17 protein-coding genes are annotated in these 17,519 nt (G+C 49.2%); 11 read left to right on the forward strand and 6 right to left on the reverse strand.

Features of this window, described 5'->3' with window-relative positions:
• Nucleotides 1-87: 87 nt before the first annotated feature.
• The 3 genes from MHM93_RS13710 to MHM93_RS13720 are packed head-to-tail and all read left to right on the forward strand — an operon-like array spanning nucleotide 88 to nucleotide 3,094.
• Entirely contained in the window at nucleotides 88-981 is an 894-nt protein-coding gene (locus tag MHM93_RS13710; RefSeq protein ID WP_045980274.1) for an acyltransferase, read from the forward strand.
• Between the two features lie 2 nt (nucleotides 982-983).
• A complete protein-coding gene (locus MHM93_RS13715) occupies nucleotides 984-1,904 on the forward strand; it encodes an acetyltransferase (protein ID WP_130145043.1) in 921 nt (306 codons plus the stop codon).
• On the forward strand, nucleotides 1,901-3,094 hold the full coding sequence (locus MHM93_RS13720; RefSeq protein WP_045980275.1) for a mechanosensitive ion channel domain-containing protein: 1,194 nt from the start codon (nucleotides 1,901-1,903) through the stop codon (nucleotides 3,092-3,094). Before MHM93_RS13715 ends, MHM93_RS13720 begins: the two co-directional genes overlap by 4 nt.
• Before the next feature lie 7 nt (nucleotides 3,095-3,101).
• Here MHM93_RS13720 and chrA read toward each other — a convergent pair whose 3' ends face one another.
• Complete coding sequence (chrA, locus tag MHM93_RS13725) at nucleotides 3,102-4,241, reverse strand: chromate efflux transporter (RefSeq protein ID WP_235420072.1); 1,140 nt, start codon at nucleotides 4,239-4,241, stop codon at nucleotides 3,102-3,104.
• A gap of 159 nt (nucleotides 4,242-4,400) precedes the next feature.
• Between chrA and MHM93_RS13730 the strand changes: the two genes are divergently transcribed.
• Together MHM93_RS13730 and MHM93_RS13735 are read left to right on the forward strand one after the other, a co-directional pair.
• Complete coding sequence (locus tag MHM93_RS13730; protein WP_239449456.1) at nucleotides 4,401-5,099, forward strand: transporter substrate-binding domain-containing protein; 699 nt, start codon at nucleotides 4,401-4,403, stop codon at nucleotides 5,097-5,099.
• Between the two features lie 83 nt (nucleotides 5,100-5,182).
• A complete protein-coding gene (locus MHM93_RS13735) occupies nucleotides 5,183-5,815 on the forward strand; it encodes an OmpA family protein (protein ID WP_239449471.1) in 633 nt (210 codons plus the stop codon).
• Here the strand turns inward: MHM93_RS13735 and MHM93_RS13740 are convergent.
• Complete coding sequence (locus MHM93_RS13740; RefSeq protein WP_239449457.1) at nucleotides 5,805-7,592, reverse strand: ABC transporter transmembrane domain-containing protein; 1,788 nt, start codon at nucleotides 7,590-7,592, stop codon at nucleotides 5,805-5,807. The two genes, MHM93_RS13735 and MHM93_RS13740, sit on opposite strands and share 11 nt — an antisense overlap.
• Before the next feature lie 139 nt (nucleotides 7,593-7,731).
• Here MHM93_RS13740 and MHM93_RS13745 point away from each other — a divergent pair, with 139 nt between their 5' ends.
• Entirely contained in the window at nucleotides 7,732-8,136 is a 405-nt protein-coding gene (locus MHM93_RS13745) for a DUF3224 domain-containing protein (protein WP_130145051.1), read from the forward strand.
• Nucleotides 8,129-8,674, forward strand: a complete 546-nt coding sequence (locus tag MHM93_RS13750) for a PH domain-containing protein (RefSeq protein ID WP_022943927.1) — start codon at nucleotides 8,129-8,131, stop codon at nucleotides 8,672-8,674. The genes MHM93_RS13745 and MHM93_RS13750 overlap by 8 nt, the downstream gene beginning before the upstream one ends.
• Here MHM93_RS13750 and MHM93_RS13755 read toward each other — a convergent pair.
• Genes MHM93_RS13755 through MHM93_RS13765 form a run of 3 tightly spaced genes read right to left on the reverse strand, consistent with a single transcriptional unit; the run spans nucleotide 8,671 to nucleotide 11,042 of the window.
• On the reverse strand, nucleotides 8,671-10,449 hold the full coding sequence (locus tag MHM93_RS13755; protein WP_239449458.1) for an alkaline phosphatase D family protein: 1,779 nt from the start codon (nucleotides 10,447-10,449) through the stop codon (nucleotides 8,671-8,673). The two genes, MHM93_RS13750 and MHM93_RS13755, sit on opposite strands and share 4 nt — an antisense overlap.
• 58 nt (nucleotides 10,450-10,507) lie before the next feature.
• On the reverse strand, nucleotides 10,508-10,852 hold the full coding sequence (locus MHM93_RS13760) for a rhodanese-like domain-containing protein (RefSeq protein WP_138510120.1): 345 nt from the start codon (nucleotides 10,850-10,852) through the stop codon (nucleotides 10,508-10,510).
• Between the two features lies 1 nt (nucleotide 10,853).
• The gene (locus MHM93_RS13765; RefSeq protein WP_239449459.1) at nucleotides 10,854-11,042 is read right to left on the reverse strand and encodes a DUF2892 domain-containing protein; all 189 of its coding nucleotides are present in this window, start codon (nucleotides 11,040-11,042) and stop codon (nucleotides 10,854-10,856) included.
• A 136-nt stretch (nucleotides 11,043-11,178) separates the two neighbouring features.
• Between MHM93_RS13765 and MHM93_RS13770 the strand changes: the two genes are divergently transcribed.
• The 3 genes from MHM93_RS13770 to MHM93_RS13780 are packed head-to-tail and all read left to right on the forward strand — an operon-like array spanning nucleotide 11,179 to nucleotide 15,793.
• Entirely contained in the window at nucleotides 11,179-11,475 is a 297-nt protein-coding gene (locus MHM93_RS13770; RefSeq protein WP_022943931.1) for a metalloregulator ArsR/SmtB family transcription factor, read from the forward strand.
• A gap of 3 nt (nucleotides 11,476-11,478) precedes the next feature.
• Nucleotides 11,479-14,748 carry an efflux RND transporter permease subunit gene (locus MHM93_RS13775; RefSeq protein ID WP_239449460.1) on the forward strand — a complete coding sequence of 1,090 codons (3,270 nt, stop codon included), beginning with the start codon at nucleotides 11,479-11,481 and terminating at the stop codon, nucleotides 14,746-14,748.
• Nucleotides 14,738-15,793 (forward strand): efflux RND transporter periplasmic adaptor subunit, encoded by a 1,056-nt coding sequence (locus tag MHM93_RS13780; protein ID WP_239449461.1) that lies wholly within the window; start codon nucleotides 14,738-14,740, stop codon nucleotides 15,791-15,793. Before MHM93_RS13775 ends, MHM93_RS13780 begins: the two co-directional genes overlap by 11 nt.
• Here the strand turns inward: MHM93_RS13780 and MHM93_RS13785 are convergent.
• Nucleotides 15,788-16,465 carry a nitroreductase family protein gene (locus tag MHM93_RS13785; protein WP_045980282.1) on the reverse strand — a complete coding sequence of 226 codons (678 nt, stop codon included), beginning with the start codon at nucleotides 16,463-16,465 and terminating at the stop codon, nucleotides 15,788-15,790. The two genes, MHM93_RS13780 and MHM93_RS13785, sit on opposite strands and share 6 nt — an antisense overlap.
• A gap of 162 nt (nucleotides 16,466-16,627) precedes the next feature.
• Between MHM93_RS13785 and MHM93_RS13790 the strand changes: the two genes are divergently transcribed.
• On the forward strand, nucleotides 16,628-17,512 hold the full coding sequence (locus MHM93_RS13790) for an ABC transporter ATP-binding protein (protein ID WP_239449462.1): 885 nt from the start codon (nucleotides 16,628-16,630) through the stop codon (nucleotides 17,510-17,512).
• Nucleotides 17,513-17,519 lie beyond the last annotated feature (7 nt).

The raw sequence follows: 17,519 nt of genomic DNA on the forward strand, positions 1-17,519 counted from the left end.
TAGTAACACCAACAGATCGGTTTTCTGTTGTCGATAAAAAGCGCTATTATTAGCGCTTGTTTTTTATACCTATATAGGAAAGTCGTTTTGCGCGCTGTAGTAGCTGTAGTTAGGCAAGTTTTAAGTGTTAGTTTGTACACGATTAACACCCTGTTTTGGTTTTTCCCCATCGTGCTTTGCGGGTTACTGAAATTATTGCCAATCAAGCCTTGGCAAAAGTTAATGAGTGCGGCGGCAAAAGCCATGGCAGGGTTATGGGTGGGTGGTAACTCATTGAATCAGAAATTGCTTACTCCCTATAAGATGACAGTGAGTGGCCTTGATAAGCTGCGCAAAAAAGATTGGTATCTCGTGATTGCCAACCATCAAAGTTGGGTCGATATTTTGGTGATGCAGCGCATCTTTCGGGGCCGCATACCATTTTTGAATTTCTTTTTGAAAAAAGAGCTACTGTACGTGCCTTTTCTAGGCCTAGCTTGGTGGGCATTAGATTTTCCTTTTATGAAACGCACCAGCAAGTCGCAACTAAAGAAAAACCCTAAACTACGTGGCAAAGACATCGAAACCACACGCAAAGCCTGTGAAAAGTTTAAAGAAATGCCGGTGTCTATTGTCAACTTCGTAGAGGGCACGCGCTATACCGAGGACAAGCATCAGCGCCAACGCAGTCCGTTTAAGCATTTACTGAAGCCTAAAGCGGGTGGTGTCGCGTTTGTGCTGCAAGCGATGGGAGAGCAGATCAGCAAGATAGTGAATGTGACCATTCATTACCCCGGCGGCATCCCCACATTTTTGGACTTGGCTGCAGGCAAAGTGAAAGAGGTTGCTGTGCATGTTGAGGTACTCCCGCTTGATAAAAAGTTGGTGGGGGATTACAGCAATGACAATGAATTTCGGGTATCTTTTCAGCAGCATCTTAATGATATGTGGCATGACAAAGACCGTGTATTTGACGATTTAGCAAAGCATAACAGGAGTTAACTATGCTCAAGCGATTTCTACCCAATTGGTTAGCAGGGATTTTAGCTGGCTGTGTGTTGCTAGTGAATACACTGGTGTGGGGAGTAATCGTATTCCTCTTAGGCTTAGTGAAGTTAGTGTTGCCACTGCATGTAGTGACCGTATTATTACATAGCGCCTATAATGGCTGGCGTGGTGGCAATCGTTTAGGGTTAAAGATCGGCTGTGAGAACTTTGATGTGTCGTTCAACGGTGAAGTGCAAAAAGGCGCTTGGTATTTACTGATATCTAATCACCTTAGCTGGCTTGATATCGTTGTACTTAGTGCGGTGAATGAGCTACCCGCACCGAAGTTCTTCCTCAAAGATGAGTTAAAATATGTGCCACTGATTGGCAGCGGTGCATGGGCTATGGGTATGCCCTTTATGAAGCGTGCTAGCAAAGAGCAAATAGCCAAGAATCCAAAGCTCAAAGGTATGGACGTAGAGCGAACCAAACGCAGTTGCCATAACTTTAAACAGTATCCATCGTGTATCGTTAATTTTGTCGAGGGTTCACGTTTCACTGCCAGTAAACATCAACGCCAAGAGAGTCCATTTCGCCATTTGCTCAAGCCCAAGGCTGGTGGTATTGCCTTTGCACTGCAAGTGCTAGGGGAGCAATTTGACGGTCTGTTAGATGCAACGTTGCACTACCAATCACAGGGCAGCCATATCTGTCGCGACTTTTTAACTGGCCGACTTACTCATATTGAACTCTCAGTAGAGGTGCGAGAAATTGCACCACAACTTGTGGGGGACTATCAGCAAGATAAAGCCTTTCGCGTTGAGTTTCAAAAACACCTCAATGTTATGTGGCATCAGAAAGATGCGTTGATTGCTAACAATTATGCACCTGTCACTGAGGTGTGTCCTGACGTTGCGAATTCAACAGGTGAACTATGAATGAGAGTCAGTTACAAACCCTAGTCGAGCCTTGGTTTGAGGGCATGGAGCAAGCCAGTTTATTCAGTGCAATTACCGCGACAGGTTTGGGGATGCTGGCGATTCTATTGCTGTATTTTTTCCTACGCAGTTTGATGTTGCCAGGAGTGCAGTCGCTGGCCGCAAAGTTATCACCAGAGCGCATTACCATGCTGGCACCCTTGCTACAAAAGCTGAATCGTCGCGTCGCCGGTATTATTTGCTGTGTGGTGTTTTTAGCCTTTTTCCAGAACGTTTTTCCAAGCACCGAGCTGGTGGGTGGCGTTGTACGGACCTTGGCGCAAATAGCGCTTATTGTGTATGGCGGCTTTATTGTCAGTAGTGTCGTCAGTGTCGGTGGTGCTATCTATAATCAGTTTGAGTTTGCCCGAGAAGTCCCGATTCAAGGCCTTATCCAGCTGGTAAAGCTGGTGACTTTTATAATCTGTGCCATCTTAATCTTCTCATTACTGCTGGAGAAGTCTCCCACCTATATTATCTCTGGTTTTGGTGCTATCGCAGCGGTCACCATGTTGGTGTTTAAAGACACGATTTTGGGCTTCGTTGCCAGTATTCAAATTGCCGCTAATCGCTTGGTTACCTACGGAGATTGGATTCAGGTTGATAACTACGGCGCTGACGGTGAAGTTATCGATCTTGGCCTGAACACCGTTAAAGTGCGCAATTGGGATAACACTATCACCACAATTCCAACTTATATGCTGGTGGCCGGCTCATTTAAGAACTGGCGCGGTATGCAAGAGTCTGGTGGTCGCCGGATAAAGCGCTCGCTGAATATCGATATGAACAGTATTCGCCTCGCCGACGAGGCATTGCAGCAACGTATCAGCGACAGCATTAATATTGATGATTATGTCAAAGCCAGTAACTTGCCGGAGCAGGTCACTAACCTAGGGTTATTTCGCCGCTATGCCGAGGGCTACTTGAAGCAGCATGAGCGCATCAACAATGAGCTGACCTTAATGGTGCGCGAGATGCAGCCACTAAACCACGGTCTGCCTATTGAATTTTACTGCTTTAGTGCCGATAAACGCTGGATCTCTTATGAGCACTTGCAGGCTGAGATTATGGATCATCTGCTCGCGATGCTGCCTGTGTTCGAATTACGTCCATATCAGAGTATTACTGGGCAAATGAGTAGCCCTAACTAATCGGTGATTAGGGCAACTTTGCCAGCAATAGCCCCAGCGCTGCAAAACTGGCGATTACCATAAGTATTGGCGGCTTATACTGGCGCAACACCCACAGCCCGATAATGGCAACAAGACCATACCACCATTGGCTTACGCCTGCGGGGATGATCGGGTTGTATAAAGCGGCAGCAATAAAGCCCACCACTGCAGCATTAATGGCTTTACTCACGCCAGCAACGAGTGGGTTGCTCAATAACGACTGCCAGTGGCGATGAAAGCCGATAACCAACAAAAAACCAGGCGTAAAAATGGCTAAGGTGGCTAAGGTAGCACCGAGCAAAGGCGCGTGCGGTGTCATGATAGCACCAAGGTACGTAGCAAAGGTAAACATCGGCCCAGGAATAGCCTGGGCGGCTGCATAGCCGGATAAAAATGCATCGCTGTCAACATCCGTTAGAATAGTGTCTAACAGCGGTAACACCACATGGCCGCCGCCAAATACCAAAGATCCCGCTTGATAAAACTGCCCAGCCAGTTGCCAATAGCCAGAAGCCGCGCTAAAGGTAAGTAAAAACAGCACTGAAAAGAGCAGTAAAGCCGGCCAGTTAAGTCGTGTAGGCGACTCGGATTCGGCGCACTCCATCGGTTTTAATAACCAAGCACCCGTTACGCCAGCTACGGCTAAAATGGCCAGTTGCGTGTAAAGGGAAGGAACAAAAATAAGTGCCAAGGCACTGAGCAATGCTAACGCTTTTGTTTGCCAGTTAGGGCAAAAGCTTTTAGTCATCGTTATCAGTGCATCAGTAACAATGACGACTGCGAAAAGTTTTAGGCCAATGATTAACCCAGACAGCCCCCAGCCTAATTGCTGTGCGCCAACAGCCAATAACACCATAATCAACATTGAGGGCAAGGTGAAGCCAACAAAAGCAACGATGCCACCAAGCACGCCCGCATGGTGTAAGCCAATTGCGAAGCCTACTTGCGAACTGCCGGGACCTGGTAATAGCTGGCTGAGCGAGATCAAGTGTCCGTACTGCTGCTGTGATAACCATTGCTTGTTTTCAACGAAGTGGCGTTGAAAGTAACCTAAATGTGCTGCTGGGCCACCAAAGCTAGTGCAGCCGAGGAGGAAAAACTGGTAAAATAACGATAAAAGTTTCATCGCTAAACTATACTTCGATTAGTTGTCATTAATATGACAGTACAGGCACAGCGGTATTAGTTGCAAGGGGCACAGGTGGTAGTAAGAGCACGCGTCTTTTTTTTGCTGATAGTTACGTTAGTATATTCGCTTTGTGCCAGTGCTCGCACGGTTGTTAGTGTGGCCGTCGATCATGCGCCGCCGTATAGCAATACCGAATCGAGTGCACCTAAAGGGCTGATTATTGATATCCTGCGCCCGATAGCCCAAGAGCTAAACTTTGATATCAATGTAATTGCATGCCCGTTTTCTCGCTGTGTTTACTTACTCACTCATAATGAAGTCGATATAATGGGCGGACTAATACGCACCCCAGCCCGTGAACAACAACTGCAGTTTGTCACGCCAGCTTACATGGCATTGCACTCATCATTTAGCTTTTATTCACTAAAGACACCCAGCTTTAACATCGAGCACTACAACGACTTGTATGGGAAACGTATTGCGGTGATGCGCGGAGCGGCGCACTTTGCGCGCTTTGACAATGATGAAAAGCTGATAAAAGTACCAGTGACATCAGAGCAAATCGCTTTAGATATGTTACTCAAAGACCGCGTAGACCTGTTTATTGGCGTTGAAGCGACGGCAGAACATGCCATGGGCGTACTGCAACGTCCGGCACATCAACTTATGAAGCACCCATATAGGTACCAAGACGCCATTTACGGCCATATGGCGTTTGCATCGCGTTTTGCTGGTAGCACACTGGCTGAGAAAATTAATCAGCAGTACCAGAAAATGCTTAAAAGTGGCGAGTTAAGTGCATTGGTCAAACCTTATGCGCTACCTCCAGTGATGCCTCAAAACGGAATTAATTAGCACTGTTTTAACCTCTAGTTCATTAATCTTTGCTAGTATCACCCGCATACTCAAATATTTAGGAATTCACAATGGTTAAACGTATGACTCGTTTTTCTACAGTGGCTACAGCAGTAGCGGTAACAGTGGTGTTGTCAGGTTGCCAAGCAACCAATACGCAAAAAGGTGCAGGTATCGGTGCCGGTATAGGCGCCGTGCTAGGTAAAGCGACGGGCGACCATGACGACAAGCGTATTTTTATCGGCGCCGCCATTGGCGCCTTAGCGGGTGCTGCGGTAGGTGACTACATGGATAAGCAGGAGCAGGCTTTTCGAGATGAATTAGCGGGCTCGGGCGTGGAAGTGGTACGCGAGGGCGATAACATCCGTTTAGTGATGCCTTCAAATATTACCTTTGCCACCGATCAATCTTATATCTCTAGTGGTTTCCACCGTACTTTAGATGCAATTGCCAGTGTTATGAATAAGTACGAGAAAACCTACCTGAGTGTTCAAGGTCATACCGACAGCACCGGCGCCAGTGATTATAATCAACGTTTATCTGAGCAGCGCGCTCAGAGCGTTAAAAATTACTTGGTGAACAAGCAAATTTTAGCGGCGCGTGTGAGCATTCAAGGCTTTGGCGAAAGTCGCCCTGTTGCGGATAATTCCACGGCTAACGGTCGCGCCTTGAACCGTCGTGTAGAAATCCAAATCGTGCCTAACGTTAAGAACTAGATAACTGCGAAGGCTGATTAAACTGCAACTCGCATAGGCGCTGATACAGTGCCGATTGTTGCAATAATGTCGGGTGGTCACCAACGGCCACCACTTTACCTTGGTCCATAACCACGATGCGATCCGCATGCATCACCGTACTTAAACGGTGGGCAATAATTAGCGTTGTGCGGGATTGCATGAGTCGGGTCAGCGCGGCTTGCACATGAAACTCACTTTCGGCGTCTAAAGCGCTGGTCGCTTCGTCTAAAAGTAGAATATTGGGGTCTTTCAAAATCGCACGAGCAATGGCAATGCGCTGTTTTTGTCCTCCCGATAGGCGCACACCCCGCTCCCCCAAAAAGCTACTGTAGCCATCAGGTAAGTCGTTTATAAATTCATGTGCATAGGCTTGTTTCGCGGCAGCGATAACTTGTGCTTGTGTGGCGTCTTCGCGCGCATACGCGATATTGTGATAAACATCGGCGCTAAACAGCACTGGATGCTGGGCCACCATGGCCATTTCGTCACGAAGCGCGTGTAAAGACAAAGTGCTAAGTTCTTTGTTGTGCAACTTAATTTGGCCACTGCTCACGTCATAGAAACGCTGTAACAACTCAAACAAGGTGCTTTTCCCCGCCCCCGAAGGGCCGACAATTGCAATGGTCTCGCCAGCGTTAATGGTTAGGTTAAATCCATTAAGGGCGGGTTTATCTGGTCGCGAGGGGTAGCAAAAACTCACCTCATTAAAAGCTAAAATGGCCGTTTCGCTTTGCTTGTTATCAAAGCGGGCTGGAGTCGTTGGGTCGATTATATCGCTGCGTACTTGCAGTAGCTCTACTAGGCGCTTAGCGGCCCCTGCCGCACGTTGCAGTTCGCCATATATTTCCGCCACTGTGCCTACCGACATCGCCACCACCACAGCATAAAAAACAAAGGCTGCCAGCTCACCGCCAGTCATAGCGCCATTGAGAACATCCACGCCGCCGCTGTAGAGCATAAAACTGATCCCCGAGAAGGTGATAAAAATCACGAGGGCTATCAGGATGGCGCGCTGAAGTATTCGTCGTTTGGCGACTGAGAAAGCTTTATCTACTTCACCATTGAAAGCGTTTTGCTCCATCGCTTGGCGGTTAAAACTGTGAACAGTTTTGATGTTTTGCATGACCTCGCCAGCATAGGTGCTGATATCAGCGATAGCGTCTTGGGAGCTACTTGCTAACGTGCGTACGCGGCGGCCGAATAACTTCATAGGTAAGAGCACCAGCGGTACACACAGCAGTACGATCAACGTCAGCTTCACATTAGTGATAAACAGCATAATGATGCCGCCGATAAGCATCAACGCACTGCGCAGCGCCATGGATAAAGACGAGCCGACGATGCTTTGCAGTAAGGTGGTATCGGTGGTTAGGCGTGACATAATCTCGCCGCTGCGATTCTCTTCAAAGTAACTTGGGTGCAGGGAGGCGATACGCGCGAACACCGCCTTGCGAATATCGTTACTAACGCGCTCACCTAGCCACGACATCATGTAAAAGCGGCAGAAAATTCCCACCGCCATGATCGCGATTAGGGCAATAAGTACCATCACAGATTGTCGTAGCTGAGTAATTGAACCCGCAATAAAGCCGTCATCAATCACTTGCTTGAGCCCTTGTCCCAAGGAAAGGTTAATACCTGCGGTCAGTAGCAGTGCTGCGAGGGCGGCGATAACCACCCATTTATAAGGCCACACAAATTTAAAAATAGGGCGGAGGTAGCGCAAAGCGCTTTTTTCGTTACCGGCTGTGTTCATATGTGTACTTTGCTGCGGATTAAGTGCTCAGTGTATCAAACCTGTGCACTGGCGCCATGGTTGCTATGATACCAACGTTGCGTTGTTGGTGGTTTTTCTATACAACTAGAGTACAAGGACTAACCAACAGGAAGCCACCATGCAAGCAACAGGAACTTTTACCGTTAAATTAAACCCGCAACAAAGTTATGCCACTGGGGTAGACGGTATTGATTTAGGAAGAATGTCGATAGATAAAACCTTTAGTGGTGAGCTCCACGGTATTAGTCAAGGTGAAATGCTCAGTGCCCGCACGCCAGTGCAAGGCTCCGCTGGTTATGTCGCCTTGGAGCAGGTCACTGGGACACTGGGTGACAAAAAAGGCAGCTTCGTACTCCAGCACTTCGGTACCATGAACCAAGGCAAAGATACACTGATCCTTGAGGTGGTGCCGGATTCAGGTAGCGGCGAATTGCGAGGCTTGAGCGGGAAAATGACCATCAATATGGACAATGGCGCTCACCATTACGTATTTGACTACCAGCTAGGTAGTACTAATGAGTAGTGAAACGATTTTACACAGCGCGCAATTTAACCCCAAAGTGAAACAATACTGGTTGGTCTTGTGGTTATTGGTTGCCACAGTGACCTTGTTTGGTATTGTTTTTATCCCCGTTATTGCCATTGTTGTGTGGCTCGTATCAGGGCGTATGTTGGCGGCCATGTCGGCAACCTTGAGTGAAAAAAAGCTGTTTGTTAAACGCGGTATTTTGGTGCGCACTGAAAAGACTATTCCCCTTGATAAAATTACCGATGTGGGGTTAACGCAAGGGCCATTGATGCGACTGTTTGGTATTCATCAATTGAGTTTTGAAACAGCGGGCCAGTCGGGTACCGGTGCGTTAGTGTCACTCATTGGAGTGGTGGATGCACAGCAGTTCCGTGAGGCCATTTTGGCACAAAAGGAGCGTTTAGCTGAGCACCAACAAACACAATCAGAGTCTATGTCACAACCTAGCGACCAAGCGCTGTTGGCACGCTTGGTCGAAGTTGTAGAACGGATTGATACGCGACTCAAGCATCTCGAGCAGCGTTCAGATTAACTTATCAGCTGACGACTACCGGCATTCACCGATAACTGCTTTGAACGTGTTGAAAGCACTTGGTAATTGCTGTCTTTTACTGTGTTGATGTAATGCCACTGCGCCTGTGCCTGCTCGGCGGTGAACGTCACCGTGAGATAACCCCGATCCACTAAGTTATTATAGGTAAGGTCGTCAATCAGCAAGGTGATGACCTGCTCTATTTGTGCTACTGCCTGCGGATCCTGAGTGTTCAGGGATAAATAACTTTCAAGTCCAGGGGAAGAAACCGAAGCGGTGGCAAACTCAACGCCAGCCGCTTGGTTAGCAGCAATGGGATTAGTGGCGTCGGTTCGCAATTGACCTGCCCAACCATTATGGGTATCGCCAGCAAGTACAACTAAATCCTTTTGCGCAGCTACGGCGCTGGCGAGCAACATCTCGCGCTCATAAGCGTAACCGTCCCAGGCATCAAGGTTGTAGGGTACTTTGGTTTCTACCCGGGCGCGCTCGTTGGCACTAACAGTGGGATCCCCAGCTAGTATGCGTGTTTTTATTTGCGCCAACTCAGCGAACAATGCATTGGCTTGGGTGAGCAGGGCGCTTGTATCTTCGCCACTAGCCAAGGCTACTTGCAGGCTCCCAAGCAGCTGCAATACTTCCACCGGCATATGCATCTTCGTCATCAGTACCTGCTGTGCGAGTACTTGCCATTGGCAGTCAGAGGTCATGATGCCATCTTGTAGCCAAGTTAATTGCTCGCTACCTAAAAGAGCCCGTGATGAGGAGCTAATAGCACTGGCAAACTGCGCTTGTCCTGGGGCGCTAGTAAGATCAAAATCAGCAAAGCTAAGTTGCTCATCGCGGGCCAGTACGCGGGTATCCAGCATGTACAAAGACACTAGGTTGGCAAAATCAAAACGACGATAAATACGCTCTTTGTCGGCCACATTACGTATGGGCATCCACTCGAAGTAAGCTTGTAAGGCATAAAGCTTACGTTGAGTGAAATCCCCTTCGCCCTCATTATGATTTTGGGCACCATCACGCCAGGTATCATTAGTTATTTCATGGTCGTCCCACACCACAATAAATGGACAATGGCTGTGCGCTGCTTGCAGGTCGGTATCTGTGCGGTAGTGTGCATAACGTTTACGGTAATCTTCAAGCGATAACATTTCTGTGCTGTTATCTTGCGGTAGTAGGCGCCCAAGGGCCGCTGCATCGGCAGTGGCATAACCGTCATTACCGTACTCATAGAGGTAATCGCCAAGATGTAATACCGCGTCTAAGTCGGGTTGTTTGGCGACCTCGCCATATACATGAAAATAGCCAGCAGGGTAGTTTGCGCATGAAAGCACGGCGAACTTAACTTGCTCGATATTGCCTGTTGGCAGCGTTTTCCCTTTACCCGTTGGGGAGGTTTTACCATATGCCTTAAAGCGGTAGTAGTACTGAGTGTTCGCATCGAGACCTTGTAAGTCCACTTTCAGTGTAAAGTCACTGTCGGCACTTACCTGCGCCTCGCCATCATGGCTGATGTTGATAAACTCGGGATCGGTCGCCGCCTGCCATTGCACCTTGAGGCTGCTAACTGGCTGTTGTGGTGTTACTCGAGTCCAAATAATGAGGGCATCGCTGAGTGGGTCGCCGCTGGCGACACCGTGATCAAAGCTCACATCGACGCTATCGTCATCGTCACTATCGAATACACAGCCACTGAGGCCGAGCGATAAAACGGCAACACCAAACCCGGCTGCCGATGCCTTTAAAAAACTTCTCCGCGTTAACGTCATTACTCTGTACCCATTAACCTAAAAATACAGAGCATATCGGAGTCATGTTACTGTTAGGTTAAAACACCTGACAAATATGATCGGCCTTACAGGTTATGACGGTGACATTTTTGTAGCCAACGCGAGTGAGCTGCTCGGCACTTAGTGTCGCCCTCGCACTGCTCGCACAGTGTAAGTAGATAGGGCGGTTGGCGTCTTTTTCAATTTCCATCAGCTTCATTTCCAATAGCCCCCGAGGAATATTAATAGCACCAGTGGCGGCTTTGGTTGCATGCTCGGCGGGTTCGCGTACATCAATCAACAAACCATGATTATCACTTAGCTCTGCTTTCGCTTGCTCGGCGCTAATTCGGCGTTGATTAGGGGTGATGGTTTTTAGTAAATCTGGGATTGGGGTCAGCATATTATTCCTCCATGCCTAGCTTTTTTAATATATACATCATAGGACACCAACCGCTAAATGCTGATTGGATAAGATTAAGGGCAATAAATACAGTAAAAAATAGCCAGTTAGAGTCGACGAAATGCGCCAGCAGTAAGGATATCAGGACCATAATGCCAGCAATAAGTCGCAGCGCAGCAGATATATTCATAGCAACACACCTTGTTGGAGATGAGAGATTACATTTAGTATATTAGTAAAATCTAAATTAGCAATAATTAATATTAGACAGGGCTAATATTCCTTTCTATACTTCTGCCATTCTCAGTTCACAACAAGAGCGACACGTGGATTTCAGTAAAATAGCCGACAGCGCTGAGCAGGCACAAAGCCTGCTGAAGATTCTGGCAAATAAAAACCGTCTAATGATCCTATGCAGTTTGCAGCAGGGTGAACTCAGCGTATCCCAGCTCAATGATGCAGTGCCGTTAAGTCAGTCGGCATTGTCACAGCACCTCGCTGTATTGCGTAACGAAAACATGGTGACCACGCGGCGTGAGAGTCAGACCATTTACTACCAGTTGTGTGATGATAACGCTAAGGCCATTTTGCAGACTTTATACACGCTATTTTGTCAGGAGTAGGCTGTGAACGCCTTGGATAAAACAGTAAAAGCGAGTTTGAACGGCCCTTTTGCGCTGGTGGTTTTCATTGTGGCCTTGGTGCTTGGCGCCTTGGCCTTAAGCTATACTCCGCGTGAGGAAGAGCCACAGATCACCGTGCCTATGCTTGATATCACGGTGGCCGTGCCCGGAATTGAAGCGCCACAAGTCGAACGGCTGGTGACCATCAAACTAGAGAAGCTGCTGGCGCAAATTCCAGGGGTTGAACACATCTATTCCACCACGGCTAATGAGCAACTAGTGACCACACTGCGCTTCGAGGTGGGTCACTCCCGCGAGCAAGCTTTGATAGACACTTATGCAAAATTATATGCCTATCAAGACACCATGCCTCAGGTGGTTAAGCAGTGGCAGATTAAGCCCATATCGGTCGATGATGTGGCCATTGTGATGTTGGGCTTATACAGCGAGGCACCGCAGCTCTATAACGATTATGACCTCACCCGCATGGCGCAGGAGTTAGCCACCAATTTACAACGCTTGGCGGATACGAGCGAGGTAAAGGTGGTCGCCGGGCGTAAACGCAGCGCCTATGTTTATCTCGATATCAGCGCGCTCAATGCCCATCAAACCACGGTACAAGATGTTCTCTATGCGCTGGAGGTCTCCAATCAGTTGCATGAAGTGGGTCGAGTCAACGATGCGCAAGGCCCATGGCGGGTGCATGTTCAAGCCGGTGATGCATTACGTGACCAAGCGCAGCTCAGTGAGTTAGTGGTTAATGTTGTCAATGGTCAGGCCGTGCGCTTAGATAGCGTCGCCGAGATCACCGTTGGCCCCAGTGAGCCCAGTCATTACCAGTGGTTACAACACGGCGATCACCAGCAGCTGCCCTTAGTGACCTTAAGCGTGGCGAAGCAAGGGGGTAGTAATGCGGTGGCGGTTGCCGATGCGGTGCATCGTGAAATGGCGCGTTTGCAACAACAGCTGTTGCCGCCAGAAGTCAAAGTGGTGACGCTACGCGATTATGGCCAAACAGCGAATGACAAAGTCAATAACCTCGGCGCCAGCCTGGCTTTTGCCATTATTACCGTGGTGCTCTTTATTGGCGTGTTTCTAGGGTGGCGTCCAGCGATCGTGATCGCCTTGGCCTTGCCTATTTGCTATGGCCTCACCCTCACCTTAGATTGGGCATTTGGTTACACCATTAACCGTGTCACCTTGTTCGCGCTCATTTTAGCCTTGGGGCTATTAGTCGATGACCCGATCACCGGCATAGATAATATCAGTCGCTACCTTAATCGCTCTGGTGATCGAAAAGATAACATCGTCGCTGCCATCAGTGAAATTCGCACGCCGCTGTTGATGTCAACATTGACCATTATGGTGGCCTTCTTTCCACTTGCCTTTATTACCGGAATGATGGGTCCCTATATGGCACCCATGGCGTTTAACGTGCCAATCAGTGTCGCGCTATCGACGCTGGTGGCATTTTTCGTAACGCCATGGCTAGCTATGCGTATTCTCAAGCCAGAGCAAGGTCTGGCGCTCAGGGAGCCAAGCAAAGCGATGCAGAAGTACACGCAATTGCTGGGTTATATCCTTAGCCAACCACGCAGAGCCAAATGGGTGCTGTATACGGTTTTAGCGTTATTTGTATTCAGCGCCAGCTTACCGGTGATGCGTGCCGTGCCGCTGAAGTTACTGCCCTACGATAATAAAAGCGAGGTGCAGGTGCTCATTGACATGCCCGAGGGGACGGCATTGGAGCATACAGCGGCATTGACCCGTCAGATTCAGCACAAGGTGTGGCAGCTCAATGAGGTCAAGGCCATTGCCGCGTACGTCGGCCAGCCTTCGAGTATGGACTTTAATGGCATGGTGCGAGGTTATTATCGCCGCGTTGGCGAGCATCAGGGGGAGTTACGAGTATTACTACACGATAAATCGCAACGCCAGCATCAGTCCCATGCCGTGGTGTTACGGCTGCGTGATGAGCTGGCCGAATTTAATCAAGACGAGATCACTATTAAAGTGATTGAGGTGCCGCCCGGGCCTCCGGTGCTGAGTACTTTGGTCGCCGAGGTCTATGCCAAACCGTTTATTGATGCGCAACAGCATCGTGAGGCCGCACGCCAAGTGATGGCGCGGCTGCGCCAAGAGCCCCATGTTGTTGAAATTGATAGCTCCATGGCCGCCGCGCAAACACAGCTGCGTTTTGTTACCAACACTAGCAAAGCGGCACTGTCGGCGGTAGCCAGCGCCGATATCGCTACGGCGCTAAGGGTAGCATTAAAAGGTCAGCAGGTCGGTCAACTTTATGTCGATGATGAAATCAACCCGCTGCCTATCGAGGTGGTGCTGCCATATCGCCACCGTACGCAAACACATATTGGCGCCTTGCAGGTGAAAGGTCAGCGCAATATTAGCCAACGCAGTTCGGAGCTTGGTTTATCTAGCGCTCCTCAGCCTATGGTGGCGCTGTCCGAGTTGGGCGAGTTTAACTCATTAGCGCGACCCCAGCCCATTGTGCGCAAAGACTTACAGCGGGTTATCTATGTTATGGCTGAGCTCAATGGCCGTACCCCGGCGGAAGTGATTGCCGATGTCAGCGCCGATAAGGGCGTGGCAGAATTGCAAAACACCCCTTGGCAGCAGCGTACTTTTGTTGATTCGGGTGGCACTCAAGCATGGCACCTTGGCGAGGGGATTGATGTATCTTTTAGCGGCGAAGGAGAGTGGCGCATCACCATTGATGTGTTTCGCGATATGGGCATTGCCTTTGCCCTTGCGTTGGCGGCCATTTTAGTGTTGTTGCGGGTGCAAACAAAATCCATGAGCTTGGCATTAATTATTATGTCGGCCATTCCGCTTACCATTATTGGGATTATGCCCGGTTTTTGGTTGCTGAATCAATTGGGTGAGCGCGCTATTGCCGGCGCGCCGGAGCCGGTGTTATTTACCGCCACGGCGATGATTGGCATGATTGCCCTGGCCGGTATCGTCATACGTAATTCACTGATCCTCGTGGAGTTTATTGAACAATCACGACGCCAAGGTGAAGCCATTAAAACAGCGCTTATTAACGCTGTGCAGGTACGTATGCGACCAGTGCTGTTAACCGCTGGGACCACCCTGCTGGGCAATATAATGATCATTTTTGATCCCGTCTTTAGCGGTCTCGCAATCGCGATTATTTTCGGCATTCTCGCCTCAACCCTATTCACTTTGCTGGTCGTGCCTTTGGTGTATTACCTGGTCTTTGCAAAAGAGGAAGCAAACAATGCGAACTAAGTTAACAGCGGCGCTCGTCATAGCTATTTTAGCCGCCGTAATAGTGTGGTTTTCTGGCGTGCTTACTCAGCATATTGCGCCAGGAGTTAAAACCGATAAGCAATCATACCGAGGCGCCACCCATCAGGTTGAGCTTAGTGCCATAAATGTGGCAGAAGTGGTGCCAGGACAGGTTCTTGCCAAGCAAAATACCCAAGTTTCAGCACGGGTATTAGCACAGATTGAGCGCTTTTTAGTGCGAGCAGGCGATACCGTAAAGCAAGGGCAAGTGGTGATTGAGCTTGATAAACAAGCGCTACAAAGCCAAGTGCAGCAAGCCCAAGCGCAAGTAAATGCATTGCAAGCGTCATTGACGCAGGCCAGTAAACAGCTTCGCCGTGCCAACGAGCTATTTGCACAAGGGTTGATTTCGCAAAACGATATTGATGCAGCTACCGCCAACCATGACAACCTCAAAGCCAGTGTTGAGCAGGCCCAACAAGCGTTGCAACAAGCGCTGATTGCCTTACAGTACGCCACCATTAAAGCACCTATTGCTGGGCGCGTGGTCGAGCGTTTCGCTGAGCCGGGTGATACCGCCAGCCCAGGGCAGGCGCTACTAGCCATTTACAATCCGCAGCAACTACAGCTTGAGTTTGCGGTACGTGAAGGCCAGGCATTAACCTTGGATATTGGCACACAGCGACGAGTTTCAATTTCTTCGTTGGCGCTACACGCAGACGTGCCGCTGGTGGAGGTGGTCCCCGCAGCAGACAGTGGTTCGCGATCGCTGTTGATGCGCTTTGCGGCGCCACAAAGTGCGAAGCTGCTGCCAGGTTTGTATGCGCAGCTGGAGCTGCCAGCGTCTTCACGCCAAGGAGTGCTGGTGGCCCGCGAGTGGGTGCACCAACACGGTCAGCTGGACATGGTCATGGTGGTAAAGCAAGGGCAATTGCAGCGCCGTTATGTTCGTTTGGGACAAGTTGTTGATAAGCAGGTTGAGGTGCTTTCAGGGCTGAGCCCCGGTGAGATAATAGCCACCGAAGCGCAGCCCGCAGCGCTATAAAAATGTTGCTATCTCAGCCAGCGATTTTTTCTGTAAAGCGTGGTTAGGCACCGTGGCATCGTCACTTGGGTAGCCGACCACGATAAGCATATAGGGACGTTCATTGTCTTTGTTACGGCCGCAAATTTCGCTCAGGAAGCTCATCGGCTTGGGAGTGTGCGTGAGGGTGGCTAGCCCGGCGCGATGTAAGCCTTGAATTAAAAAGCCTGTGGCGAGCCCAACAGACTCGTGAACATAATAATTGGGTTGCTGCTCATCGGTGTGTAAACCGCCTTTTTTCTGGCTAAATACCGCGATTAACCAAGGCGCATGTTGTAAATATGGCTTTTGCGCATCGGTGCCCAAAGGTTTGAGTGCGTCTAGCCACTGCTGCCCAGCCCGACCCTCATAAAACGAGCGCTCTAATTGCTCTGCTTGCTCGCGAATTTGCTTTTTTACGGCTTCGGAATTGATAGCAACAAAGTGCCAGGGTTGGTGGTTAGCTCCACTCGGCGCTGTGCCTGCCGCCTGAATGCAGGTTTCGATAATGCGCTTATCAACCGCACGGTCGCTAAAACTACGAATACTGTGGCGACGTTTGGCGGTGTCTAAAAACTCCTGCGCACGCGTCAGCATTTGCGCGGCAGGGTACTCAATAAAGTCGGTTAAAGGGGTATGTTGGTGGGGCTGCATAGTGCACTCGCTCAATGGTGGTGGTCAATTTAGCCTAGGTCCGAAAGGTATTTCTGTCCACATCATATTTACTTACATATTAACGTCGCGTTCATCTTTGTACCCGCTTTCCCCTGTGGTATAACCCTAGGCACTAATAATAAATATAAAAAGGAATACCCCGTGCTTTCGATTCAAGGCCTTACCAAAACATATGGCAATGGCGTGCAAGCGCTCAAAGGAGTGAATTTAACAATCCCTAAAGGCATGTTTGGGCTCCTTGGGCCGAACGGTGCAGGAAAGTCATCATTGATGCGCACCATTGCAACCTTACAAACAGCGGATAGCGGCACCATCGAATTTGATGGACTGGATGTATTTAAACAGCCGCAAGAAGTGCGCCGCCGCTTGGGTTATCTGCCACAGGGTTTCGGCGTCTATCCCCGAGTTAGTGCAGCAGATTTGCTCGATCATATGGCGATATTAAAAGGTTTAGACAACGCCAAAGAGCGTAAAGAAGTGGTTGATGGCCTACTTGCGCACACCAACTTATATGAGCATAAACTTAAAGCAGTGAGTGGTTTTTCAGGAGGCATGCGCCAACGCTTTGGCATTGCTCAAGCTCTGCTTGGCGACCCTGACTTACTGATAGTCGATGAGCCGACGGCCGGCTTAGACCCTGAAGAGCGGAATCGCTTTCACAATCTATTAGTTAGTTTGGGTGAGCAAAAAGTGGTGATCTTATCAACTCACATCGTTGATGATGTCAGTGAGTTATGCCCTAACATGGCGGTGCTAGCGGGTGGCGAAATTCTCCTGCAAGGCAATCCTATCGATTTAACCCATCAGCTTAATGGCCAGATTTGGCGTAAAGAAGTGGCCAATCAGCAGCAGGCGTTAGAGCTTGAGCAGCACCTACCAGTGATTTCTAAACGCTTGTTTGCTGGCAACACTATTTTGCATGTATTCGCCGATGCGCCGCCGGAAGGATTTGAGGCTGTGCCCAGTAGTTTAGAAGACGTGTATTTCTCGACGTTATACCAGCAACGTGCAGCGGCACAGGCGTAGGAGGGCA

The organism is Pseudoalteromonas sp. MM17-2 (assembly GCF_022347945.1).
In the GTDB taxonomy this organism is placed as follows: Bacteria; Pseudomonadota; Gammaproteobacteria; order Enterobacterales; family Alteromonadaceae; genus Pseudoalteromonas; species Pseudoalteromonas ruthenica.